Source organism: Devosia sp. Leaf64 (assembly GCF_001421945.1).
Classification (GTDB): domain Bacteria; phylum Pseudomonadota; class Alphaproteobacteria; order Rhizobiales; family Devosiaceae; genus Devosia.
Genome location: NZ_LMLO01000002.1, coordinates 21,645 through 45,871 on the forward strand (window position 1 = coordinate 21,645; position 24,227 = coordinate 45,871).

A 24,227-nucleotide genomic window follows, 5' to 3' on the forward strand; every position below is an offset into this window, starting at 1 on the left:
AAGGCACACTAAATGACGAAGCAGGTTTCCGACGCCACCTTTGGCGAGGAAGTTCTAAATTCTCAGGAACCGGTTCTGGTCGATTTCTGGGCGGAGTGGTGCGGGCCCTGCCGGGCGATCGCCCCCGTGCTCGATGAACTCTCCACCGAACTTTCCGGCAAGGTGAAGATCGTCAAGCTCAACGTCGACGAGAACCCCTCGACGACGGTCAAGTATGGCGTCCGCTCCATCCCCACCATGATTCTGTTCAAGAATGGCGAAGCCGCCGACATGAAGATCGGTGCCGGCACGCCCAAGGCAGGCCTCACCAAGTGGCTCGAAGGCCACGCCGCCTAAGACGGCCTCCTAAAGAATACCAAGCGCCGCTTGACACACGTCCGGCGGCGCTTTTGTTTGCCGACCACAATCTGGTCGCCTTATCCGGTCACTCACGAGTGGCAGCGCCCTAAGCGCTCTGCTAGCTCTATAGAATTCGCCGTTTCCGGAGACTGCCCTTGTCCGCCATCGACCTGTCCGCCGCCCCGTTCCATCTCGACGAAGAGGCGATCGCCTGGGTCCATTCGACACGCGATGGCCTGGCGCCGCGCGACAAGCTGGCCCAGCTTTTTGTGCTGCTGGCCCGCGGCCCGGCCGACGAAGCGTTGGAAACGCTAAAGAGTTTCCGCCCCGGTGGCGTGACCCGCATCTATTCCGAAAATCTCGCCGCCGAGATCGACTTTGCCCGCCAGCTCGACGCCATCGGTCCTGCGCCCATGCTGGTATCGGCCGATCTCGAAGGCAGCCGCATGAGTCTGCCTTTCGGCACCTCGGTGCCCAACCCGCTCGGCCTTGCCGCTGTCGACGATGTCGAAGCCACCACGGCCATCTCCACCATCATGGCGGAGGAAGCCCGCGCCGTCGGCCTCAACTGGAGTTTTACTCCCGTCATCGACATCAACGCCGCCTGGCGCAGCGCCATCGTCGGTACGCGTTCTTATGGCAGCGATATCGACAAGATCGAGCGCCACGCCCTGGCCCAGATCGCCGCCTTCCAGGGCAATGGTGTGGCTGCGACAGTCAAACATTGGCCCGGCGAAGGTTTTGACGATCGCGACCAGCATCTGGTCACGACGGTCAACCCGCTGACCCTTGCCGAATGGGAAGAAAAGTTTGGCCGCCTCTACCGCGCCGCCATCAATGCCGGCGTTCTCAGCGTCATGTCCGCCCACATCGCCTTCCCGGCTTTCGTGCGGGAGCTCGATCCCGAAGCCACCTCTGAGGCATTCCGCCCAGCGTCGCTGAGCCGCGTGCTCAACGAAACGCTCCTCCGCGAGCGCCTGGGCTTCAATGGCCTCATCGTCTCCGACGCCACGCCCATGGCTGGTCTCGGCGATTGGGGCCCGCGCGACGAAACCCTGCCCGAAGTCATCATCGCTGGTTGCGATGTTATTTTGTTTTCGGACGACCCCAATGGCGACCTGATGCGCCTCGTGAAGGCGGTTGCCGATGGCCGCCTGACCCAGGAGCGCGTCGACGAGGCCGTCACCCGCGTCCTCGCCCTCAAGGCCGCCCTTGGCCTTCACAGGGACCGTCCCGAGCCCAATCTCGACACCGCTCGCGCAATTGTCGCCACGCCGGAAAAGCTGGCCAAGGCTGCAGAAGTCACTGCCCGCATGCCGACGCTGGTGAAAGACACGGCCAACCTCCTGCCGCTCTCGCCGGCCAAGCACAAGCGCGTGCTGATCTATTCGACTGGCGCCGTCCAGCCCTTCGCCCCGCACCCGATCCCGCTATCCCTGCCGGATATGCTGACGCGCGAGGGTTTTGAGGTCACGCTCCACACGCCCGACCTCGCCGAGCGTCCGAGCGACTATGATCTCGTGCTTTATCTGCTCGCCGAGGAAACGCTCCTCACCCGCAGCCGCATCTTCCTCGATTGGAAACGCTTGACCGGCTCTGTCTTCGGCGCCATGCATCGCCACTGGCACGAAGTGCCGACACTCATGGTTTCTCTCGGCTTTCCCTACTATCTCTACGACGCCCCGCGCGTCTCCACCTATATCAACGCCTACGGCTCGAGCGACGCCATCCAGGAGGCGGTCCTCAACGCACTTCTGGGGCGCAAAGCGTTTACGGGAACAAGCCCGGTCGATCCCTTCTGCGGTAGTGAGCAGGCGAAGTATTAGTGGACCACTCAATCCTCCCTCGCCCCTTGTGGGAGAGGGACAGGCAAATGTGCGTTCAGCAGATTTGCCAGGGTGAGGGGTATCCATCCTCCGCAGAGGAGCCGATGGCGTCCGCGCCAGCCTCAATCCGGTGGCGTACCGTTCTTTGCCAGCACGTCACCCGCCAGATACAGCGACCCACAAATCAGCACCCGCGCATTGGGCACCTCCGCCGCTGCTTTAAGCGCCGAGACGATCGACCGCTTCGGCCGCGCCAGAAGCCGCAAGCTTTCCGCGCGGTTGACGATATGTCCGGCTGGGTGCGCATTCGGCTCTCCCGGAATGGTCAGCGCCATCACCCGCGGCTGAAAATCCTTGAACGCTTCAAGAAATTCGCCGGGATCACGCGTGTTCATCATGCCCATGATCAGCACCAGCGGCGCCGGCCGGCTGCGGTCGAATTCGGCGATGGTCCGCGCCAGCGCCATGGCCCCATGCGGATTATGCCCCCCGTCGAGCCAAAGCTCGTGGCCTGCCGGCAGCAGATCGCGCAGCTTGCCCGAGCGGACCGGCTGCATCCGCGCCGGCCAGGTCACTTTCCGCAGGCCCTCGGCAAAATCCCTGTCGGTCACCGGCAATTCAAAATGCCGCGCTGCGGCAATGGCCAGGGCCGCATTGTCGAACTGGTGCGGTCCGAGCAGCGCCGGTGGTGGCAGGTCGAGCATGCCAGCCTCGTCGGTATAAACCAACCGCCCGTCCTGCTGCGTTCCGTGAAAATCCTCGCCCTGCCAAAGCGGCGTGATCCCCAACCGATGCGCCGCGCGCTCCAGCACCTTGCGACCCTCGTCGCGTTGAATGCCTATGACGGACTTCGAGCCACGCTTCAAAATCCCGGCCTTGTTCGACGCGATCTCGGCGATCGTATTTCCCAAAAATCCCTGGTGGTCGAAGTCGACCGGCGTGATGATGGTCCCAAGCGGCTGCTTGACGACATTCGTCGTGTCATACGTCCCGCCCATTCCGGTTTCGAGCAGCAGGAAATCGGCCGGCGTCTCGGCAAAGAGCTTGAACGCCGTCACCGTCGTCACCTCGAAAAAGGTGATGCCGGCCCCGCCATTAATCCGCTCCACCTCTTCGAGAGCGGCATTGAGCAGTCGCGTCTCAACGAGCTTGCTTGCCAGCCGGATGCGCTCGTTGAAGCGCACGAGGTGCGGCGAATTATAGACATGCACCTTTTTCCCCGCCGCCTCGAGAAAGGCGCGGAGATAGGCGATCGTCGAGCCCTTGGCATTGGTCCCCGCCACATGGATGGTAGGCGGCAACCGATCCTGCGGATTGCCGAGCTTGTCGAGGAGCGGCAGCATGCGATCGAGGCTGAGATCGATCAGCTTGGGATGAAGGCCAGACAGGCGTTTCAAAATGGCGTCGGTGCGGGACACTTTTGTCTCCGAGGTGGCGGCGAAGAATCGCAACGCGCTTGCCCTACCCCCCTCCCGACCTCCCCCACAAGGGGGGAGGTGAAGGTCGGAGCTTGGCAGAGTATTGAGACACCCACCGGCCCGACACCTCCCCCTTGATGGGGGAGGATGGGAGGGGGTGACGTGGGCGAAAACTACTTCCGCAGTTCGCCGCCCGTCGTCTTGGTCACGGCCGCGACAACTGCCGCCGAAACCTTCTCGATATCTTCGTCCGTGAGCGTCTTGTCGCGCGGCTGCAGAGTAACTTCGATGGCGACCGACTTCTTGCCCTCGCCGACATGGGCGCCTTCGAACACATCGAAAATGCCGACACCGGTGATCAGCGCCTTATCCGCACCCTTGGCCGCCCTCAGGATCGTCGCCGCGGCAACGCCCTTATCCATGACAAAGGCAAAATCGCGGGACACCGGCTGGAACTGGCTCAGTTCCAGCGCCGGCTTGGTTTTCGTCGCCTTCTTGCGCGCTTCCGGCATGGCATCGAGGTCGATTTCGAAGGCCGCAACCGGCCCCGAAATATCGAGATCAGCCGCCAGCGCCGGATGCAGTTCGCCGAACCAGCCCAAAGTGACCTTTGGACCTAGCGCAAAGCGTCCACCGCGACCGGGATGGCTCCAGGACGCAGCCTCAGGCAGCACCTGCACCTTGTCGACATCGATCCCGAGCGCATCGAGCACTGCCGCGAGATCGGCCTTGGCATCCCAGACGGAAACCGTTTCGGCCTTGCCCGACCAGTGGCGCCCCGCGCCATCAAGCTTAGCCGTTCCGGTGCGCACACCCGAGGCATAGGTATGCTGGCCTTCCGGTTTATCCGAAAGAAACACCTGCCCGACTTCGAACAGCGCCACATCGGCAAAGCCGCGATTGGCATTGCGCCTTGCACCAGCCAGCAGGCCCGGCAGTAGTGAGGGCCGCATGTCGGTCATGTCGGAAGCAATGGCATTGGCCAGCTGCCGGTCCTCTGTGCCGCCGCCAAAGCGCGTGGCGTCGTCGTGCGAAATGAAGCTCCAGGTTACGGCCTCATCGAGGCCGCGCGCTGCCAGCGTCCGACGAGCAATGCGGCGACGATTCTGGATGGTGGTCAGAATGCGCGGCGCGACGTGGTTGAGGCGCGCCAGCGGTTCCACCGGCACATTGTCGACGCCCACCATGCGCATGACCTCTTCAACGAGATCAGCCTTTTGGGTGACATCGGGACGCCAGCTCGGCACTTTCACCGTGCGCGTGTCGCCAGACCCTTCGGCCGCAAAACCAAGCGAAGCCAAAATTGCTTCAATCCGCTCCGGAGCCACATCAAGACCCGTCAGACGGCGCACTTCGCCTAGCGGAAATTCGACAACCGTATTGGCAAAAACGTCCTCGCCCGAGATCGCCGGCTCCATCGGTTCGCCGCCGCAGAGTTCAAGCACCAGCCGCGTCGCCAGTTCCATGCCCGGCTCGGTCAGCGCCGGATCGACATTGCGCTCAAGTCGATAGCGGGCATCGGATACGATACCGGTCTTGCGGCCGGTCCGGGCGATCAGCTCCGGGTCCCAGCTTGCACATTCCATGAAGATGTTGGTGGTTTCCTCGGTCACGCCTGAGCGGATGCCGCCCATGATGCCGCCAAGGCAGAGTGGGCCCGTGTCGTCGGCGATGACCGTCATGGTCTCGTCGAGCGTGTAGATCTTGTTATCGAGCGCATCGAACGCTTCACCACGCGCATTGCGCAGCACCATGGTGCCTTCGACCTTATCGGCATCATAGGCATGCAGCGGCCGGCCCCACCCGAGCGAGACGAGGTTGGTGATATCGACAACAGTGTTGATCGGCCGCAGGCCCACAGCCCGCAGGCGCGCCTGCAGCCAGTCCGGCGACGGGCCGTTCTTCACGTTGGCAATGAAGCGGCCGGCAAACTTGCGGATCGCCTTGGGCTCATCGCCAGAAAACTGCTGCGGCAGCGGCGCGATCGGGCTTTTGCCCTTGGACGGCACTGGCGAAAAGTCGGTCTTCTTCAGCGTGCCAAGACCAAAGGCGGCAAGATCGCGCGCCACGCCATAGACGCCCGTCGCGTCGCCGCGGTTCGGCGTGATGGAAATATCGAAAACCACGCCATTGATACCGGCATAGTCGACATATTTCGCACCGATCGGTGCATCGTCAGGCAATGAAATAATGCCGTCATGATCGTTGCTGAGCTGCAGTTCCGCCGCCGAGCAGAGCATGCCGTTGGACGGTGCACCACGAATGACCACACCACCCTTGAGTTCAAAATCCTTGCCCGGAATATAGGTGCCGGGGAAAGCGAAGACGGACTTCATACCGGTCTTCACATTCGGCGCGCCGCAAACGACGTCGATCAGCTCGCCCGTGCCCGCATCGACCTTGCAGATATTGAGGTGATCGGAATTGGGATGCGGCTCGGCCTTCACCACCTGCACGATGACAAACTTTTCGAGCGCCTTGCCCTGGCTCTCAACGCCTTCGACCTCGAGGCCGATCGTCGTCAGCGCCACGGCGATCTCATCGGCGGACGCATTGGTCTCGAGATGTTCCTTGAGCCAGTCGAGCGTGAATTTCATGTTCTTGGGACCTTCAGAAGGTGCCGTCGGCGCTGGCTAGCAGCGTTTCGGCCAAAAGTTGACGTCCGGCCGGCAGCACCTCTACCAGCCTGAAAATTTCGCAGACGATCTCCATGTCGGGAGAAAATCCGCCATTGCGCGCGAAATAGGCCTCATGCCCTGCGCGCCATTCGGCATAGGGCCCCTCGCCCTCGCGATCTGTGAAGGTTGGAGGAATGGCGTCGAACGGCATGATCTCGACGCTGACCGTCTCGATCACGCAGGCCTCTTCACCCGCGCCATTGAGCACAATGTCCCGCCGCCCAACCTGCGGCAGCGGCTCCCCGCCGCCGCCAAAGTGGGCCAGTGCCCCACAGGTCGCATCCTTCTTGCCCGCCAGCACCAGCGCAAGCAGCCGATCCGCCAGCTCTGGATTGTCTCCGAAGCTGAAACACACGGGTTGGGCTCTGTCGGCGGGCATTGTCATTGCGCTTAGCTGCTCAGGCCGCCGAACAGCGTCGGCAAGTCGAGCGGCCTAAAGCCGTAATGTTTGATCCAGCGCTGGTCGGCGTCGAAGAAGGCGCGTAGATCCGGCATGCCATATTTGAGCATGGCCAAGCGATCGATGCCCATGCCCCAGGCAAAGCCCTGATAGACATCGGGATCGAGCCCGGCATTGCGCAGCACATTGGGGTGCACCATGCCGCAGCCCAGAATTTCGAGCCAATCCTTGCCTTCGCCGATCTTCACTTCGCTGCCCGAGCGATCGCATTGCACGTCGACTTCCATCGACGGTTCGGTGAAGGGGAAGAAGCTCGGGCGAAAGCGCAGCGTCACGCTCGGAACTTCAAAGAAAGCCTTCAAGAATTCTTCGAGCACCCAGCGCAACTGGCCAATGTGCGAGTCCTTGTCGATGACGAGGCCTTCGACCTGGTGGAACATCGGCGTGTGCGTCTGGTCCGAGTCATTGCGATAGGTGCGGCCGGGCATGACGACGCGGATCGGCGGATCCTGCGACGGGGTTAGGTAGGAGGCCGCCGGCTTCTCATTGGTCTTTTGCATCACGCGCACCTGCACGGGCGAGGTGTGGGTGCGCAAAACTTTCTTCACGCCGTCCGGACCGGTCTTCATGAAGAACGTGTCGTGCATTTCGCGCGCCGGGTGACCTTCGGGGAAATTCAGCGCCGTGAAATTGTAGTAGTCGGTCTCGATATCGGGCCCTTCGGCTATGGAAAAACCCATATCCGAGAAGATGGCGGTGATTTCGTCGATTGTCTGGCTGATCGGGTGGATACGGCCCTTGGCGGTCGGCGCCGGCTGCAATGGCAGCGTCACATCGACAGTCTCGGCCTTGAGCCGCGCTTCGAGCGCCGCGCCCTTGAGTTCGGTGCTGCGCGCGTCGATCAGACCCGCAATCTCATTCTTCAGCCCGTTGATGGCGGGGCCAGCGTTCTTGCGTTCGTCTGCAGCCATGGAGCCAAGCGTACCGAGCAAGGCCGAGACCGAGCCTTTTTTGCCCAAGGCAGCAACGCGGACGGCATCGAGAGCGGTTTCGGTGTCCGCGGCGGCGATCGCAGCGGAAAGTTCGGTGCGCAGCGTGTTGATATCAGTTTCCAAGGACATTGGGGGCTCTCGGCAATGAAATTTGAAGGCGGTTAGAGCAAACAAAAACGCCCCGCGCCAGCCCTTTTCAGGTTGGCGCAAGGCGCAATTTCGACCTCAGCGAGACTGAAGGTTAGGCGGTGACGCGGGCGTGGGTCGTCTTGTCGACGCCCTCGAGATAAGCCAGCGCTGCCTTGGCCTTGGCGACCAGGGCACCGAACGCTTCGGGCTGGGTGATCGCGAGATCGGACAGCACCTTGCGGTCGACAGCAACCTCAGACTTGCTGAGGCCGTCGATAAATCGATTGTAGGTCAGGCCGTGTTCACGGACAGCAGCGTTGATACGCTGGATCCAGAGAGCGCGGAAATTGCGCTTCTTGACGCGACGATCGCGATACGCGTACTGGCCGGCCTTTTCGACGGCCTGCTTGGCGATACGGATCGTAGACTTACGACGGCCATAATAGCCCTCGGCGGCCTTCAAGACCTTCTTGTGACGGGCGTGGGCGGTTACGCCTCTTTTTACGCGTGCCATATTTTAGTGTCCTTCCAGCTTAGCGGTTGTACGGCATGTACCACTTCACCAGACCCTCGTCGCCCTTGGACAGGATCTTGGTGCCGCGGTTGGTGCGGATGTACTTGGCGTTGTGGCTGATCAGGCGGTGGCGCTTGCCGGCAACGCCGGCCTTCACCTTACCCGAGGCGGTGAAGCTGAAACGCTTCTTGGCGCCGGACTTGGTCTTCATCTTGGGCATTTTGCGGGTCCTTATAGGAAAATAGGATGGATTTGGGCCCATCGCATTCAAAGATCGCCACGGCATGCCTTTTGGCCGGGCGATCCGGAGATGGCGCTCTATAGGGGGAATGGTGAGGATTGGCAAGGCCGACTCGTCGGTGGCGCGCTTACGAAAACCGCGGGGTTTGGATCACCCACATTTTGGTGTTCAACCTTACCGAACATTCATGAAACTTTATTCGGGGGTTTCGCGTCTATTCAGCACGCTCCCAGCGTCGGAGCGATATTTTAAGGAGTATATCTATGCGTACCATCAAAGCTTTTGCTGTCGCTGCCCTTCTCGCCACCTCTGCCGGCGCCGCTATGGCCAGTCCATTCGAGGTCGATTCTTCCATCCAGGCACTTGACGAAGCGCACTTTGCCACTGTTTTGACCGTCAACCCGTCTGAAGCCCGTTCGCTTGCGATCGACGTCGACACAGCGTCCTTGCAGCAGAAGATCAAGAACAACCCAGCTCTCGCACGCACTGTGACCGACCAGGGTTTCCAGATCGACCAGATCGTTGGCCTTGATGCGACCAGCAGCACCAGCGTTACCCTTTACGCGCTCTAAGACCAGCGTGTGATGGCAACAGGGCGGCCCATGTGGCCGCCTTTTTTGTTTCAAGCTTTGGCTGCAGCGAGCATTGGCTCGAGATGGTTTTCAAACAAAAGCCCGGGGTGCTCTGCCAGGGCCGCTCCATACGCCGCCTCCGCTGCCAGCGACACGCGCAAAAACCGCGCGATTCCTGCGATATCGACGGATGACAGGCCGTAGAACCCACTCTCGACCCGCCGGAGTATTTCGGTCTTGGAAGCGATCATCCCCGCCGCCACATCCTTGCCATTACTCATCGAGCCATCGCGCTTCACGTAGTCGTGGAGGGGCGTACCCAAATGCAGCGACCGTGGCGCGTGGCGATAAAGCTGCAGCAGCAGTTCGAGATCGGTCATGTTGCTCAGCGTCGGATCATAGCGCGCATCGGTCTTCGTCCGGTCCCAGACGACCATGGAATCCATCGAGACGCTCACCCACTTGTGCTCGCCCGGCGTCAGGTCGCGATCCGGCCCGTCACCAACATAGCGCAGATGCGCAAAATCCATGGTCATGACATCGAGCGCCGTCGTCACGATCGCCGCATTTTGCAGCGCCTCCACGGCCCGTTCGAGCTTATCCGGCTTTAGTCGGTCATCGGCATCGAGAATGGCGACAAAAGGCGTTTCAAGTTTTTCGAGCGCCACATTCCGCGTTCGCGATGCGCCTGTCCCAACCCCGCCACTGGTCAGGAAAATTTGGCGATCATCGCGCACCCCCTTTTCGTCCAGGAAAGCCGCATAATCGAACCCGTCATCGGCAATGATCCAATGCTGCCAATCGGCAAAACTCTGGTCCATCACACTCTGCACCGTAGTCGAAAGCGTGTCTTGAGCACGGAAGGCTGGGGTAATGACGGCGACAGTACGGGATTGGGTCACAGAGGCCTCGAAACGTCGTGCGGCAAAGGCCTCTGGGCTTGAACCGAGGCGGGAAACACCCATATCTGCCTCAGTCAGCCGATGCCAGTGTTTTGGGTCGGCCGGCATCGTTGCTTGGCTAAACAAGGACGGCGTTGATGTCGCGTATTTCGGTGTTTTCCGCACCTTTTCTCCTCGGCTTCGATAGTTTCGAAGAGAGGATCGATCGGCTTGCCCGGTCGGCGGATGGCTACCCCCCCTATAATATCGAGCGCACTTCAGAGCCCGATGGGGCCGAGCGGTTCATCATCTCCATCGCCGTGGCCGGTTTTGCCGAAAACGAGCTCGAAGTGATGACCGAAGACAACCAGCTCTCCATCCGCGGCAAGCAGAAGGATGAGCCGGGGCGCGAGTTCCTGCATCGCGGCATTGCCGCCCGCCAATTTCAGCGAACTTTTTTGCTCGCCGATGGCATGATCGTCAAAGATGCAACTTTAAACCATGGAATGCTCGTTATTGCTCTTGAGCGTCCACGCGTAACCAAGCTCGCCCGCCGAATAGACATTCGATCGCTCTGATAGAAAGGGCCAATAAAATGATGGATAGACGCAATATCGATGCCCTGAACCCCGAGGCACACCCGCTCCGGCACTTGACCGAGGCCCAGTTCGCCGCGCTTGGCGGCAGCGCCGTGGCCTATATCAAGCCGGTTTACGGGGAACTGCTGTCCCACATGATCAGCGAGGCCGAGTTCAATTCCGATGAGCTTTACCAGCTCGTCATGTCTGCCGACGGCACGCCGCTCATGGTGGCCGATACTGCCGACGCCGTTACCGAGTGGCTCGGCGACCAGAATCTGGGGCTCGCAACGCTGCATTAAGCCAGCGTCACTTGAGCCGTAGCCTAAGACAGAAGCCCCGCCAGCAGTTGGCCAGCGGGGCTTCTTAATTTCAGGAATCCGCATTCAGGCGGCGGCGCTGTCCTCGAGCGAGGTCGTCAGCATGTTGTAGAGCCGCTTTCGATCCGTTTCGGTCCGCAATTGGTCTATGACGCTTTCAGTGCGCAGCAAGCGTGCCACGCGCGAGAGAGCCTTAAGATGATCCGCACCCGCGCCGACCGGTGCGAGCAGCATGATCACCACATCGACGGCCTGATCGTCGACCGCATCGAAGTCGATGGGCTCGTCCAGCCGCGCAAAAACGGCGGTCACGTCCTTGAGGCCATTGAGCTTGCCATGGGGAATGGCAATACCGTTCCCCAGGCCCGTGGATCCAAGTTCCTCGCGCCCGGTGATGGACGCAAGGATCTCGTTTCGATCCATGCCGGTGATTTCAGAAGCCTTATCGGACAAGACCTCAAACAGCTGACGCTTCGAGGTCAGCCCCGTACAGTCAAGTACGGCGTCCTCCGCCAGAATGTCGGCCAATTCCATTAATCTGCCTTGGGCTCTACTTAAGCTTTGCTACGGCAGGAGGGCGCATCAATTTGCCCCCAAAGCAGGATCGATCCAGCCTATATTGCCGTCCGCGCGGCGGTAGACCACATTCAGGCCGCCATGTCCAGCGTGGCGGAACATCACAACCTGCTGACCAGAAAGGTCGAGCTCCATCACGGCTTCTTCGACACTCATCTGGCGAAGGTTCTTGGTGGTCTCGGCAACAACGGGCGGCGCGTAGTCTTCGTCGAGCTCATCGAAGGCATCCGACGACCCGAAAACCGTATATTGCGCTGTTTCATCGTCGCCCGTTCCCGGTCCGCGACGATGCGACTTGAGCTTGCGATTATACCGACGCAACCGCTTTTCGATATTGAGCGCCATCACTTCATAGGCCGAGGTGGCGTCGCCACCCTGGGCGCTTGCCTGCAGGCTCGCGCCGCTGTCCAGATGCACCACGCAATCGGCGCGATAGCCGATCCCATCGGGGGTGAGGGTCAGATGTCCATCATAACCGCCGTCGAAATACTTGCCGACGACAGCTTCAAAATGCTCCTCCGCTTTGCCCCGGAGAGCATCGCCGACATCCATATTCTTTCCCGAAACGCGCAAGGCCATGGCTTTTTCTTCCTTTCGGTCGTGTGTTCGACGCAGAAGGTCCCAAAAGCCGATTCCCCGACATTCGGGATCCTGCCAACCGTCACACGATATGTGGTGTGACAGTTCGATGATGCTAGACCCGCCCGACCGGATGGGCAATCCGCATCCCGTCCCAAAGAGGCGATTGAGCGGATGACAGAAAGGCGCAATGTCTTTAGCCTTTCGCTCGCACATTCCCGATGGGGCATGGAATCGAACGCTTAAACCCCAACCTTGGGTTCCAGCCATTTCGCGCTTGCGGGGCGATCTGCCGCAGCGCTTGGCTCAGGCGATTTTTTGGAGGGCCTTCTTCTGCCGCCGGCGAATGACCGAGGAGGGAATGTTCATGCCTTCTCGATACTTGGCGACCGTCCGGCGTGCGACGTCGATGCCCTGCTCCTTGCGGAGCAGCTCGGCAATGGTGTCGTCCGAAAGGATGTCATTGGCCGGCTCGGCATCGATCAATTGCTTGATCCGGTGGCGCACGGCTTCCGCCGAATGGTCCCCGCCGCCGGTCGATGAGGCGAGGGCAGTGGTGAAGAAATACTTCATCTCGTAGAGCCCGCGCGGGGTGGCCATATATTTATTGGCGGTGACGCGGCTCACAGTCGACTCATGCATCTCGATTTCTTCGGCGACCATTTTGAGCGTCATGGGCTTGAGATGCGCCACGCCATGGGTCAAGAACCCGTCCTGCTGCTTGACGATTTCTGCAGCCACCTTGGTGATCGTCTGCGCCCGTTGGTCGAGGCTTTTAGTCAGCCAGTTCGCTGTCGCAAGGCAATCGGACAGAAAGCTCTTTTCCGCCGTGTCGCGCGTTTTCTTGGTCACCTCGGCATAATAGACGCGGTTGACCAACACGCGGGGCAGGGTCTCGGTATTGAGTTCGATCTGCCAGCCGCCATCCGGCCCGGACCGCACAAAAACATCAGGGACGACAGATTCGATCGGCGCGCTGTCGAAGGCCAGGCCAGGCCGCGGATCGAGTAGGCGCAACTCGCCCAGCATATCCGCCAGGTCTTCGCGATCGCAGCCGACGATTTTCATCAGCCCTGCAAGATTATGCTCGGCAACAAGCGCGAGATTATCAAGGAGCCGCTGCATCATTGGATCGAGTCGATCGCGCTCGCGCAATTGCAGCGCCATGCATTCGGAAACGGATCGGGCGAAGATTCCTATAGGGTCGCAGGTCTGGAGCGCGCCCAAGACCGCTTCCACATCCCCCAGCTCCGCGCCCAAAAGCTCTGCGACAGCGTCCAACTCGACCGTTAGATAGCCCGCTTCATTGAGCCCATCGATGAGGTGTTGTCCGATCAACCGGTCTGCCGGCGTCCGCAGCAGCATTTGCGCCTGGGTTTCAAGGTGATCACTGAGCTTGGGTTTAGACGCGACAAACTGATCAAGATCAGGCGCCTCGCCGCCCTCAAAACTGCCGCCGCGATCCGGGCCATTGGTGACCCCGATATCGTGCGGTGCGGCATCGGGAAAAACGTTCTCGACCGCCGTGTCATAGCCCTCGGCGATTTCGGCCGCGTCCTTTGTCCGCTCCCCCTGGGCGACGGTATCTTCATAAGCGCTGAGTTCGATCTGCCGATCCGGAAGCTCGGCAGGCTCGGCGTCGCCGCCCTCCGATCCATCCTCGCGCTCGAGCAAGGGATTGCGCAGGAGTTCCAGGTCGACGAAATCATTGAGTTCGAGGTGGCTCAACTGCAGCAGCTTGATGGACTGCATCAGCTGCGGCGTCAGCGTCAGGCTTTGGGCCTGGCGAAACTCCAGCCGCGGCGAAAGTGCCATCTATTCAACCTCTTGGCCCACTAATCATGCCCTCTCGGGCGGCTTCCCGAGGCGCACCATGACGCAATTCGTTTTTGAGGGCAAGTTCCGTGCCAGTTGAAGTGTGTACTAGAACTGGAAATTTTCGCCGAGATAGACGCGGCGTGCGTCGGGGTCCGCAGAAATTGTTTCGGGCTTACCCTGGATCATCACCGAACCGCCATGGATCACATAGGCCCGATCCACTAGCCCAAGCGTCTCGCGCACCGCGTGATCGGTGATCAGCACGCCGATGCCGCGTTGGGTCAACTGCCGCACAAGACCCTTCACTTCTGCCACGGCAATGGGATCGACGCCGGCAAAGGGTTCATCAAGCAGCATGAAGATCGGCTCGGCCGCCAGCGCGCGCGCAATTTCCACGCGCCGCCGCTCGCCACCCGAGAGCGAAAGCGCATTGGATTTGGCAAGATGGGAAATCGAAAACTCGTCGAGCAACTGCCTGAGCCGCTGCTTGCGCTCGGCCCGTCCGCGCACCGTGTTTTCGAGGATCGCAAGGATATTACCCTCGACCGTCATACCGCGAAAGATCGACGGCTCCTGCGGTAGATAGCCGATCCCCAATTGTCCGCGCTGAAACAGCGGCAAATGGGTGATGTCATTGCCATCGAGCTGGATTTTCCCGGCATCGGGCCGCACGAGCCCCATGATCATCGTGAAAACCGTGGTCTTGCCCGCCCCATTGGGCCCTAAAAGCCCGACAGCTTCGCCCCGCCGCACCGCGAGCGAGACGTCGCGCACCACGGCCCGCTTGCCAAAGCTCTTGGCGAGGCCCTGTGCAACCAGCCAGCCGGATTGATCGAGACGCGTCTGGCTCATTGCGAAGTGAAAACCCCGGTCACCCGGCCACCCTGTTTGGCGGTAAAGGTCGAGACATTGGTCTCGAGGTTGACCACCAGTTCCTCGGCATTGACCGTGCCGCCGGAATTTGTGACCTTCACATTGCCCGTCAGCCGCATCAATTGGTCGCTGGGTGTAAAGACGGCCCGTTCGCCCGTTGCGTTCTGGTCATCGGTTTCGATGCGCACATTGCCCGTGGCTTCGAATGTCTTGATGTCGCTGGTGCCGCCTTCGCCATAAGAAGCGACGACCTTGTCGGCCCAGACATTGGCAGTGGGGTGCTTGACCACCACATTGCCGGTGAACACCGCCTGCTGCGCCGATTCTTCGACCGTAAACGTGTCGGCCGAAATTTCTACCGGGGTCTGCGCCAATGCAGCCGGCGCCAGCATCAGCGCCAGAACGGCAGCAAGACCAAAGTTTTTGAGACGCATTACTGATTTTCCCCGGGCGTTGAGGGCAAGGTGACGATCGCGTTGTTAAATGTCCAGCGGCCAAGTTCGGCTTCGTGCACCATGCCCTTGGCCCGGATCGTCGTGCCATCGGCATAGTCGATCGATACGGCGCCCTGCGTGGTCAAAGTCTGGCTTAGCCAATCGAACACCGAATCGACCAGCCGGCCCGAAGTTCCGCTCGAATCGCCGATATCGGTCGAGCCTTCAATCACCACCTGCTGGTGGATCGTGTCGAGCACGCCCCGGCTTGCTGACGCTTCGCGGCGCAGACCGTCATTGCGGTTGACCTCGACGCGGGCATTGGCCAATTCGATGAGATCGGTGTTTTCGATTTTCGCTTCGGCTTGTTCGGCCCAGACGCGATAGGTCGAGCCATCCGACATGGTCCCGGCATATTCTGGCGCCTCGACCCGGACGCGGTCCTGATCGACGGTAATGGTGCCAATGCCATATCGCGCGCCAAAGCTCGATATCGCGATCTGAATCAGCAATATCGCGAGAATGACGAGACCGGCAGCGGGCACCGCGAACCGCATAAGTCCGACCATGCGATTCCGGCGCATCAAGCGCCGGTAATGTCGAGACCGCTCTGAGCCGTCCGCCGTCGCCACGCTCGGACCTCAGCTATGCGCAAAAATGTCGGTTTCCTGCCAGCCCAGCAGGTCGAGCGCACAACGCGTCTTGACGAAGTCGAAGCAGGATTGCGCCAGTTCCATCCGGTTTTCACGCTTCAACATGCGATCGAGATGGCGCTTCAGATCGTGGAGATACAATACGTCCGAGGCAGCATAATCGAGCTGCGCATCGCTGAGCTTTTCATTGCCCCAGTCTGAGCTTTGCTGCTGCTTGGAAAGATCGACATTGAGCAACTCGCGTGCCAATTCCTTGAGCCCGTGCCGGTCGGTATAGGTGCGGACAAGGCGCGAGGCGATCTTGGTGCAATAGATCGGCCCGGTCACGACGCCAAAGCGCTGCTGCAACACCGCGACATCGAAGCGCGCATAGTGAAAGATCTTGGTGACGCCGGGATCAGTGAGCAGTTTGACGAGGTTCGGCGCTTCGCCCGGATCCTTGGGCAGTTGAATGATGTCAGCGCTACCATCGCCCGGCGACAGTTGCACGAGACATAGCCGGTCGCGATGCGGATTGAGGCCCATGGTTTCGGTGTCGATAGCGACTTCGCGGCCGTAATTATTCAGGTTGGGCAGATCGCCGCGATGCACTCGAATAGCCATGGTTTTTCCCACTCTTCATCTTGGTCATTCCTTGGCACAGCAAGACGGCGATGGAAAGGCACCGGCGATAAGCAAGAATTGCTCAACCTTGCCGAAGGGTCATATCAAGATTTCTTTATATGACGCTTGACCGCAAACAGGACGAATGTAACAAAACCGCTAGTTTTGGCCATTTTGGCCCATTTTCTGCATTCTGGAGCCGCCGCGTGGCACGATCGTCCTATCAGTTCACCTCCGAGTCGGTTTCCGAAGGCCATCCCGACAAGGTTTGCGACCGCATTTCCGACGAGATCGTCGACCTCGTCTTCCGTGAAGCCAAGAAGGTCGGCATGGATCCGGCAAAGGTCCGCATCGCCTGCGAAACCCTCGCAACGACCAACCGTCTCGTCATCGCCGGCGAAGTCCGCGTGCCCGAAACCCTTCTCAAGAAGGACAAGTCGGGCAATGTCCTGACCGATGCGTCCGGCGCGCCGCTCGTTAATCCATCCAAATTCAAGTCGGCTGCCCGCAAGGCCATTCGCGCCATCGGCTACGAACAGTCTGGCTTCCACTGGAAGACGGCAAAGATCGAAGTCCTGCTCCATGGCCAGTCGGCCGACATCGCCCAGGGTGTCGATGAATCGGGCAATAAGGATGTCGGTGCCGGCGATCAGGGCATCATGTTTGGCTATGCGAGCCGCGAAACCCCAGAACTTCTGCCCGCCCCGATCTACTACGCGCACAAGATCCTCGAAGACCTGACCATTGCCCGCAAGGCGAATGTTGGCCCTGCCGGCAAGCTCGGGCCTGATGCCAAGAGCCAGGTCACCATTCGCTATGAAAATGGCCACCCGGTCGGCGTTACCCAGATCGTGCTATCGACCCAGCACCTCGACGAATCGCTGACCTCTGCCGATGTCCGCAAGATCGTCGAACCGATCATCCGCGCGGCCCTGCCTGAAGGCTGGATCAGCGACGAGACCGTCTGGCACGTGAACCCGACCGGCAAGTTCGTCGTTGGTGGCCCCGACGGCGATGCTGGCCTCACCGGTCGCAAGATCATCGTCGACACCTATGGTGGCGCAGCACCGCACGGTGGTGGCGCCTTCTCGGGCAAGGACCCGACCAAGGTCGATCGATCTGCTGCCTATGCGGCCCGTTATCTGGCCAAAAACGTCGTCGCCGCCGGCCTTGCCGAGCGCGCCACGATTCAGCTCAGCTACGCCATCGGCGTTGCCAAGCCGCTCTCGATCTATGTCGACCTCCACGGCACCGGCAAGGTCGACGAAGCCAGGCTCGAAAAGGCCCTGGCCGAGGTGATGGACCTGACGCCGCGCGGCATCCGCACGCATCTTGACCTCAACAAGCCCATCTACGCCAAAACCTCGGCCTACGGCCACTTCGGCCGCAAGCCGGGCCGCGACGGCAGCTTCTCCTGGGAAAAGACCGATCTCGTGAAGGCTCTCAAGGCCGCGGTGGCCTGATCCTCGCTTTGGATTGACGCAAGGCCTCTTTTCCGCGATGCGGGGAGAGGCCTTCGCTTTTTTGAAATTGTTCTGCCATGACCGACCACCAGCTTCCCAAAACTCGCGATGGCGAACAGCGCGCCTTTTTTGGCCGCCGCTCCGGAAAGAAGCTGCATGGCGGGCAGAAGGCTCAGGTAGATCAAGCCCTGCCCGAGCTTGAAATCACGCTGGGCGAACAGTTTGATCCTAAGACCCTGTTCCCGGAAGCCAAGCGCATCGTCATCGAGATCGGCTATGGCGGTGGCGAGCATCTGGCGCGCAAGGCGACCGAAGAACCAGAAACCGGCTTTATCGGCTGCGAGGTTTTTACGGGCGGCATCGGCAAGATGGTCCAGGCCATCCTTGCGAACGGCATCGAAAACGTCCGCCTCTTCACCGATGATGCGCTAAAACTTCTCGTGACGCTGCCCGATGCCAGCGTCGACGCGGTCTATCTCCTTTATCCCGATCCCTGGCCCAAAACGCGCCACCATAAGCGTCGCTTCGTCTCGCCAGTGACGCTCAAGGAACTCGCCCGCGTCATCCGTCCGGGCGGCACGTTCCACTTTGCCAGCGATATCGAAGACTATGCCGATTGGACCCTGGCCCACATCGTGCGCGAGCCGCTCTTCACCTTTGCTCCGGACGCGCCCGGCAGTTGGCATACGCCTTATCCCGGCTGGCAGCCGACGCGCTACGAGCAAAAGGCCCGTCGAGAGGGGCGCCTTATCAGCTTTTATTTCACCTTCTTCAGGCGCTGATCGTTTCGTTTCGGCGAACGCCGAGTTCGGAATGCTGCCCTCTTCCGCTTTGGCAAAAACTTCCCATATCGGCAACACGCCGCCGTGAAGACCACTCCGGCCTTTGATTGACTGGCCTCGGAGCCCAAACATGTCCGTACCGCTTTCCCTTTCGTCCCAAGACAGGGCTCTCTTGGAATTGCGGGCGGGGAAATGGACTTTGGTCGTCGTCTCGGAATTGCGTGCTGGCACATTGCGCTTCAATGAAATCCGCCGTTCGCTTGCCGGCATTTCTCAGAAGACCTTGTCGTCCACTTTACGCGAACTTGAGCGCGATGGTTTCATCTCGCGCACCGCTTTTGCCACCATTCCGCCGCGCGTCGATTATGCGCTGACCGAACTCGGGCTCGATCTCCTGGACCTCGTCGATTCTTTCCAGACATTTGTGCTGCGCAACCGCGAGGCTATGGAAGCCGCCCGGGATAATTTCGACCGGATCAGCGGCGCCACTATCGATTGATCTTCAAGCTTCGGGCGCTGCCGATAACCGGCAGCGCCAGGAGCGTCAGACGCTTCAGTCTTTAGATGGAGACTGGGGCCAGCGTATCCGCATCAAAGAACTGCATGGCCTGAGTGCCATCTTCCTTGGTCACGAAAGCGCGCACGAGACCATTCCAGTCTTCGACGGACGTTGCCTTGATGCCCTTTTCGTTGAGGCGGGCAAGGGTATAGTCGTTGGCGACTTCGTCGGTCAGGTAGCTCTTGTCATTATTGCTGTCGCCAAGGCTGGTGGCGGCAAAGCTTGGTGCGGCAGCGCCGGCAACGAGGGCAATGGCGGTCAGGGCGAGCATGGTGTTCTTGATCATTTGGAGTGTTCCTTTCGTTTGAACACTCCAGAAATAGGACCCCAAAATCTGTCTCCAAGAAACGAAATGACGATTTTTCGCTCTTGTATTTCCCAAATTGGGTATGACGGTTTTTCAAGTGAAATCAGGTGTTTATAAGGATACCCGGTCACCGGATGGATACTGGCTTACCTGCCGGTGCGTGCCGCGCGATGGCTTGCCCACCTGATAGTAACAGGCTCACAAAAACTGCAGTTCGAGCGCGTTGGGACGGCGCAGGACGATGCGTCCTTCCCAGCTCATCGCCGCATCGGGAATTTCAAGCGTCACCACATCAGGCACATCGAGCCCGCTGGCTATATGCACTTCCGCGCCATCGTCCCAGAGGGCGCGCACGCTGCAATCGCACGAAAAATTCTGCCTTCGAAGAACGAGCCGTCCTGCCTTCAAGACCCGCTGGCGCTCCACAGGTTTGGTCGTGGCAAGCGTCCCGGTCCAGGCCACAACGCGGTCGCGCCCGTTTCGCTTTGCGTCATAAAGCGCTTCGTCAGCCTTGATTAGAAGGCTTTCGAGATCGTCTCGGCCCGGATCGAGCGCGGCAACGCCGAAACTTGCGGTGACTTGGAATGGTGGCTGGCTGCCGGGGAATTGTAAGGCGCTGACAGCAAGCCTGAGCTTTTCCGCCACAGCCAGAGCTGAGTTGATATCGGCTCCTGGGAGGACGAGGGCAAACTCTTCGCCACCGAGCCGCCCCACGATATCGCTCTGCCGCGGTGTCGCTGCCGCAACTTCGCTTATGGCCTTGAGCACCATGTCGCCGGCCGCATGCCCGTAGGTATCATTGATCGTCTTGAAATGATCGATGTCGAAGCTGATGGCGCTGAGGGTGCTGCGATGCCGTCGCGCAAGTTCGACGAAGCGCTCCGCTTCCTCCTTGAAGGCGCGGCGGGTACTGAGCCCGGTCAACCCGTCGGTGCTGGCAAGACGGCGCAACTCGATCTCGTCCATCACGATTTCGGCCAATTCCTCAAGAATCGCGACATCCTTCTCGGAAAAGTTCCGCGGGCCCGAATCCATGGCGCAGACCGTTCCGATATTGTGCCCGTCCGGCGTGCGGATCGGTGTGCCAGCATAAAAGCGCACATTGGGGTCCCCGGTCACATAGGGATTGTCGCGAAACCGGTCGTCCTCTGTCAGGTCCCGAACCACCAGTGCCTGTTTTTCGCGAATCGCCTGATTGCAAAAGCTGTTGCTCAAAGCGACCTCTGTGAAATCGAGCCCACGCCCCGCCTTGATCCATTGCCTGTGCGCATCGATCAGCGAGACGGCAGAGGTCGTCACCCCGAAAATCATCTGGACCAGCCGCGCCACCCGATCGAAGGCCGGTTCTGGCGGCGTATCGAGAATATCGTAGCGGGCAAGGGCCTTCAGCCGATCCTCTTCGCTCCCAGGCGGATTGGAGAAGGAACTGGCGTTGGACATGCAAAGCTCCAAGGCTCGTGGCAGCAAAGTGAGCCGCACCTTTGTTTGATGTCAGCATATTAGGCCAATGTTGCGTACCTTGGTACCCGTCCCGACAAAGGCCGACCCTTGCCACAAGCAGCATTGCGGTCTATATGGACGTCAACATCGTTGCTCTCATTGAGAGGGTGGGCGCCGGACCGGCCCCGCTCTTTTTGCTTATCTGGGACCCCAATTGGCTTTCGACCTCACCGAAAAACGCTACATCAAGGAAACCGGGCTCGAAGCGCGTATCTCGCGCATCGTCGAGCCGGTGGCCAATGGATTGGGCTATGCGCTGGTTCGGGTGAAGATCACGCCTGAAAACGGCTGCACCCTGCAGATCATGGCCGAAGACGAAAACGGCCGCTTCAACATCAATGATTGCGAAGCACTGTCGAAGGATCTGTCGCCTGTCCTCGACATCGAAGATCCGATCGAGCGCGAATATCACCTCGAAGTGTCCTCCGCCGGCATCGATCGGCCACTGGTGCGCAAGCGCGATTTCGAGCGTTTCCTGGGCCACGAGGCCAAGGTCGAATTGCTCGACATGATCAATGGCCGCAAGCGTTTTCGGGGCGATATCATCGCCGTCGACGAGGATGGCGTGACCATCCGCCTGCCCGATGCGCCTGGCGGCACCAATCCCGACCACAAGCTTGCGTTCTCGACCCTGTCGGAAGCCAAGCTCGTGATGACCGACAAATTGATGGATATGGCACGCGCCGATCAGGAACTGCATCCGATCGACGACGACGAGACCGAAACGGTCGAATATGCCGATGCCGACAACGACGATACTTTCTCCGAGGAGAACAAATAAATGGCCGTTAGCGCAAATCGCCTTGAGCTGCTGCAGATCGCGGATGCCGTCGCCCGCGAAAAGTCGATCGACCGTATGGTCGTGATCGAAGCGATGCAGGATGCCATGGAAAAGGCCGCTAAGGGCCGTTATGGCGCCGAAACCGAGATTAAGGTCGAAATCAATCCGCGCTCGGGTGAAACCCGCATGTGGCGCCTCCTCGAAATCGTCGAGGAAGTCGAAGAGCCAAGCCGCCAGGTCAATCTCAAGTTCGCCAAGACCAAGTCGCCCGAAGCCAAGATTGGTGACTTCCTCACCGAGCCGCTGCCGCCGATGGAATTCGGCCGCATTGCTGCCCAGTCGGCCAAGCAGGTCATCGTGCAGAAGGTGCGCGATGCCGAGCGCGATCGGATGTTCGAAGAATATTCGAGCCGCGTCGGCGAGATCGTCAACGGCACCGTCAAGCGCGTCGAATATGGCAATGTGATCGTCGATCTCGGCCGTGGCGAAGCCATCATTCGCCGCGACGAGCTGATCCCGCGCGAAATGTTCCGTTATGGCGATCGCGTCCGCGCCTATGTCTATGACGTGCGCCGCGAACAGCGTGGTCCACAGATTTTCCTCTCGCGCACTCATCCGCAGTTCATGGCCAAGCTGTTCATGCAGGAAGTGCCTGAAATCTATGATGGCGTGATCACCATCCGCTCGATCGCTCGCGATCCGGGTTCACGCGCCAAGATCGCCGTGACCTCGAACGATTCCTCGATCGACCCCGTCGGCGCCTGCGTCGGTATGCGCGGTAGCCGCGTTCAGGCCGTCGTCGCCGAACTCCAGGGCGAAAAGATCGACATCATTCCCTGGACTGACACCATTGCCGATCTCGTGGTTTCCGCGCTCCAGCCAGCCGATGTCGCCAAGGTCGTTCTCGACGAACAGGCCGAGCGCATCGAAGTCGTCGTTCCCGATGAGCAGCTCTCGCTCGCCATCGGTCGTCGTGGCCAGAACGTGCGCCTCGCGAGCCAGCTCATCGGCTGGGATATCGACATCCTGACCGAGCAGGAAGAAAGCGAACGCCGCCACAAGGAATTCACCGAACGCTCGACCCTGTTCATGCAGGCCCTTGACGTTGACGAGATGGTTGCCCAACTATTGGCTTCGGAAGGCTTCTCTTCGGTCGAAGAGCTCGCCTATATCGAACCCAATGAAATCGCCTCGATCGAAGGTTTCGACGAAGAAACCGCTGGCGAAATCCAGAACCGTGCTTCTGAATACCTCGCCGAAATCGAACGCAAGTTCGATGATGAGCGCATCGCGCTTGGCGTCGATGAAGACCTTTATGAAATTCCGGGCCTCAACGCGGCTATGCTCGTTGCGCTCGGCAAGGAAGACATCAAGACCGTGGAAGACTTTGCCGGCTGCGCCGCTGACGATCTCGTCGGCTGGAGCGAACGCAAGGATGGCGAAACCAAGCGCTTCGAGGGAACATTCAAGGACTTCCCCGTGAGCCGCGAAGAAGCCGAAGACATGATCCTCCAGGCCCGCCTCCGCGCTGGCTGGATTACCGCCGATGAAGTCGCCGAAGAACAAGGCGACGACACGACGGAGGAAGCGGTCTAAGGACCGCTTTCTTCGGAGAAGTGTCTTGCCCCGGCCCGTTGAAACGATAAGAACATGTGCTCTCACCCGGCTCGAAAAGCCGGTTGAGGACCTTATTCGTTTCGTGCTCGGCCCAGATGGCACTATAGTGCCCGATACGGACGCCAAAGCCGAAGGCCGCGGCGTTTGGATAACGCTGAGCCATGCTTCGGTCGAAGAAGCTGTGCGCAAGAAGGCTTTTGCACGCAGCCTCAAGGAGCAGGTCACTGTCCCGGTCGATTTGGCAGACCTGACGCGCCTGCGCCTTGAACAAAGATTTTCTTCGGCTCTCGCCATGGCGCGAAAAGCCGGCCAGTTCACCTCTGGCGGCATGAAGGTGAAAAGTGCCATCGAGGGCGGTCAGCTTATCGCTCTCCTCTCGGCCACCGATGGTGCCGCCGATGGCAAGAACAAGATGCTGGGGGCCCTGCGCGCCCTCAATCATGCCCGACGCGAGGGCAGCGCAGCCGGTAAACAAGTGCCCCATTTCGAATTGCTCTCAAGCACGCAATTGGGTTTGGCACTTGGACTAGAAAATGTGATACATGCTGCCCTCATGACAGGGGCAGCAGCCCAATCGGCACTGGAAAAGGCCAATAGACTGGCCCGCTACATTGCCAATCCGACGGATAACGACACCGACCGCTCTGCGGCGTCCGGTGTGCTTTTGTCCGTGGAACAGGACGAAAGACGATAGGAAGTATGGCTGATAACGACGACAAGCGTTCCGACGATGCTGGCGCGAAGAAGACACTGACCCTCAAGAGCGGGTCGGGTCTCGGGAATCGCGCGGGCAC

Annotated in this window: 27 protein-coding genes; 11 read left to right on the plus strand and 16 right to left on the minus strand. The window is 60.1% G+C overall.

Annotated elements, in window-relative coordinates; all coding sequences use genetic code 11:
- Positions 1–12 precede the first annotated feature (12 nt).
- Both trxA and ASE94_RS00110 read left to right on the plus strand, forming a co-directional pair.
- The gene (gene trxA, locus ASE94_RS00105) at positions 13–336 is read left to right on the plus strand and encodes a thioredoxin (RefSeq protein ID WP_061908590.1); all 324 of its coding nucleotides are present in this window, start codon (positions 13–15) and stop codon (positions 334–336) included.
- Positions 337–494: 158 nt separating this feature from the next.
- Complete coding sequence (locus tag ASE94_RS00110) at positions 495–2,165, plus strand: glycoside hydrolase family 3 N-terminal domain-containing protein (protein ID WP_062628698.1); 1,671 nt, start codon at positions 495–497, stop codon at positions 2,163–2,165.
- A 122-nt stretch (positions 2,166–2,287) separates the two neighbouring features.
- Here the strand turns inward: ASE94_RS00110 and ASE94_RS00115 are convergent, their stop codons facing one another.
- The 6 genes from ASE94_RS00115 to rpmI form a co-directional block, all read right to left on the minus strand.
- Positions 2,288–3,583, minus strand: coding sequence for a folylpolyglutamate synthase/dihydrofolate synthase family protein (locus ASE94_RS00115; protein ID WP_062628959.1), 1,296 nt, complete (start codon positions 3,581–3,583; stop codon positions 2,288–2,290).
- A gap of 173 nt (positions 3,584–3,756) precedes the next feature.
- Positions 3,757–6,180: a phenylalanine--tRNA ligase subunit beta gene (gene pheT, locus ASE94_RS00120; protein ID WP_062628699.1), complete on the minus strand. Its 2,424-nt coding sequence runs from the start codon at positions 6,178–6,180 to the stop codon at positions 3,757–3,759.
- Positions 6,181–6,193: 13 nt separating this feature from the next.
- Positions 6,194–6,646 carry an ASCH domain-containing protein gene (locus ASE94_RS00125; RefSeq protein ID WP_062628700.1) on the minus strand — a complete coding sequence of 151 codons (453 nt, stop codon included), beginning with the start codon at positions 6,644–6,646 and terminating at the stop codon, positions 6,194–6,196.
- Between the two features lie 5 nt (positions 6,647–6,651).
- The gene (gene pheS / locus ASE94_RS00130; RefSeq protein ID WP_062628701.1) at positions 6,652–7,782 is read right to left on the minus strand and encodes a phenylalanine--tRNA ligase subunit alpha; all 1,131 of its coding nucleotides are present in this window, start codon (positions 7,780–7,782) and stop codon (positions 6,652–6,654) included.
- 112 nt (positions 7,783–7,894) lie between these two features.
- A complete protein-coding gene (gene rplT, locus ASE94_RS00135) occupies positions 7,895–8,296 on the minus strand; it encodes a 50S ribosomal protein L20 (RefSeq protein WP_061908595.1) in 402 nt (133 codons plus the stop codon).
- A gap of 19 nt (positions 8,297–8,315) precedes the next feature.
- Positions 8,316–8,516 (minus strand): 50S ribosomal protein L35, encoded by a 201-nt coding sequence (gene rpmI, locus ASE94_RS00140; RefSeq protein WP_035084480.1) that lies wholly within the window; start codon positions 8,514–8,516, stop codon positions 8,316–8,318.
- A 284-nt stretch (positions 8,517–8,800) separates the two neighbouring features.
- On the opposite strand from rpmI, the gene ASE94_RS00145 reads away from it, so the two are divergent.
- On the plus strand, positions 8,801–9,109 hold the full coding sequence (locus tag ASE94_RS00145; RefSeq protein ID WP_062628702.1) for a hypothetical protein: 309 nt from the start codon (positions 8,801–8,803) through the stop codon (positions 9,107–9,109).
- Positions 9,110–9,159: 50 nt separating this feature from the next.
- Here ASE94_RS00145 and ASE94_RS00150 read toward each other — a convergent pair whose 3' ends face one another.
- Positions 9,160–10,074, minus strand: a complete 915-nt coding sequence (locus tag ASE94_RS00150) for a glycosyltransferase family A protein (protein WP_200913547.1) — start codon at positions 10,072–10,074, stop codon at positions 9,160–9,162.
- Between the two features lie 74 nt (positions 10,075–10,148).
- Here ASE94_RS00150 and ASE94_RS00155 point away from each other — a divergent pair, with 74 nt between their 5' ends.
- Positions 10,149–10,568 carry an Hsp20 family protein gene (locus tag ASE94_RS00155; protein ID WP_062628704.1) on the plus strand — a complete coding sequence of 140 codons (420 nt, stop codon included), beginning with the start codon at positions 10,149–10,151 and terminating at the stop codon, positions 10,566–10,568.
- 17 nt (positions 10,569–10,585) lie between these two features.
- Positions 10,586–10,870: a DUF1150 family protein gene (locus tag ASE94_RS00160; protein WP_061908599.1), complete on the plus strand. Its 285-nt coding sequence runs from the start codon at positions 10,586–10,588 to the stop codon at positions 10,868–10,870.
- Positions 10,871–10,954: 84 nt separating this feature from the next.
- Here the strand turns inward: ASE94_RS00160 and ASE94_RS00165 are convergent, their stop codons facing one another.
- The 7 genes from ASE94_RS00165 to ASE94_RS00195 all read right to left on the minus strand — a co-directional run bounded on the left by ASE94_RS00165 (position 10,955) and on the right by ASE94_RS00195 (position 16,424).
- On the minus strand, positions 10,955–11,422 hold the full coding sequence (locus ASE94_RS00165) for a PTS sugar transporter subunit IIA (protein ID WP_062628706.1): 468 nt from the start codon (positions 11,420–11,422) through the stop codon (positions 10,955–10,957).
- 48 nt (positions 11,423–11,470) lie between these two features.
- Positions 11,471–12,043, minus strand: coding sequence for an HPF/RaiA family ribosome-associated protein (locus tag ASE94_RS00170; RefSeq protein WP_061908601.1), 573 nt, complete (start codon positions 12,041–12,043; stop codon positions 11,471–11,473).
- Between the two features lie 306 nt (positions 12,044–12,349).
- Positions 12,350–13,858: an RNA polymerase factor sigma-54 gene (rpoN, locus tag ASE94_RS00175; RefSeq protein ID WP_062628707.1), complete on the minus strand. Its 1,509-nt coding sequence runs from the start codon at positions 13,856–13,858 to the stop codon at positions 12,350–12,352.
- Positions 13,859–13,966: 108 nt separating this feature from the next.
- Positions 13,967–14,713, minus strand: coding sequence for an LPS export ABC transporter ATP-binding protein (lptB, locus tag ASE94_RS00180; protein ID WP_061908603.1), 747 nt, complete (start codon positions 14,711–14,713; stop codon positions 13,967–13,969).
- Positions 14,710–15,168, minus strand: coding sequence for a lipopolysaccharide transport periplasmic protein LptA (gene lptA / locus ASE94_RS00185; RefSeq protein ID WP_062628708.1), 459 nt, complete (start codon positions 15,166–15,168; stop codon positions 14,710–14,712). The genes lptB and lptA overlap by 4 nt, the downstream gene beginning before the upstream one ends.
- Complete coding sequence (locus tag ASE94_RS00190; RefSeq protein ID WP_156351711.1) at positions 15,168–15,737, minus strand: hypothetical protein; 570 nt, start codon at positions 15,735–15,737, stop codon at positions 15,168–15,170. Before ASE94_RS00190 ends, lptA begins: the two co-directional genes overlap by 1 nt.
- Positions 15,738–15,809: 72 nt before the next feature.
- A complete protein-coding gene (locus ASE94_RS00195; RefSeq protein ID WP_062628710.1) occupies positions 15,810–16,424 on the minus strand; it encodes a ribonuclease H-like domain-containing protein in 615 nt (204 codons plus the stop codon).
- Between the two features lie 206 nt (positions 16,425–16,630).
- On the opposite strand from ASE94_RS00195, the gene metK reads away from it, so the two are divergent.
- The 3 genes from metK (at position 16,631) to ASE94_RS00210 (ending at position 19,168) form a co-directional block, all read left to right on the plus strand.
- A complete protein-coding gene (gene metK, locus ASE94_RS00200; protein WP_062628960.1) occupies positions 16,631–17,887 on the plus strand; it encodes a methionine adenosyltransferase in 1,257 nt (418 codons plus the stop codon).
- 77 nt (positions 17,888–17,964) lie between these two features.
- Positions 17,965–18,669: a tRNA (guanosine(46)-N7)-methyltransferase TrmB gene (gene trmB, locus ASE94_RS00205; protein WP_062628711.1), complete on the plus strand. Its 705-nt coding sequence runs from the start codon at positions 17,965–17,967 to the stop codon at positions 18,667–18,669.
- Between the two features lie 130 nt (positions 18,670–18,799).
- Complete coding sequence (locus tag ASE94_RS00210; RefSeq protein WP_061908608.1) at positions 18,800–19,168, plus strand: helix-turn-helix domain-containing protein; 369 nt, start codon at positions 18,800–18,802, stop codon at positions 19,166–19,168.
- Positions 19,169–19,229: 61 nt separating this feature from the next.
- Here ASE94_RS00210 and ASE94_RS00215 read toward each other — a convergent pair whose 3' ends face one another.
- A complete protein-coding gene (locus ASE94_RS00215; protein ID WP_061908609.1) occupies positions 19,230–19,514 on the minus strand; it encodes a hypothetical protein in 285 nt (94 codons plus the stop codon).
- 219 nt (positions 19,515–19,733) lie between these two features.
- Positions 19,734–20,975: a sensor domain-containing diguanylate cyclase gene (locus tag ASE94_RS00220; RefSeq protein WP_061908610.1), complete on the minus strand. Its 1,242-nt coding sequence runs from the start codon at positions 20,973–20,975 to the stop codon at positions 19,734–19,736.
- 214 nt (positions 20,976–21,189) lie between these two features.
- Between ASE94_RS00220 and rimP the strand changes: the two genes are divergently transcribed.
- Genes rimP through ASE94_RS00235 form a run of 3 tightly spaced genes read left to right on the plus strand, consistent with a single transcriptional unit; the run spans position 21,190 to position 24,127 of the window.
- On the plus strand, positions 21,190–21,816 hold the full coding sequence (rimP, locus tag ASE94_RS00225) for a ribosome maturation factor RimP (RefSeq protein ID WP_082460686.1): 627 nt from the start codon (positions 21,190–21,192) through the stop codon (positions 21,814–21,816).
- Positions 21,817–23,412 (plus strand): transcription termination factor NusA, encoded by a 1,596-nt coding sequence (gene nusA / locus ASE94_RS00230; protein WP_061908612.1) that lies wholly within the window; start codon positions 21,817–21,819, stop codon positions 23,410–23,412.
- 25 nt (positions 23,413–23,437) lie between these two features.
- Positions 23,438–24,127, plus strand: a complete 690-nt coding sequence (locus ASE94_RS00235; protein WP_162236019.1) for an RNA-binding protein — start codon at positions 23,438–23,440, stop codon at positions 24,125–24,127.
- Positions 24,128–24,227: the final 100 nt, after the last annotated feature.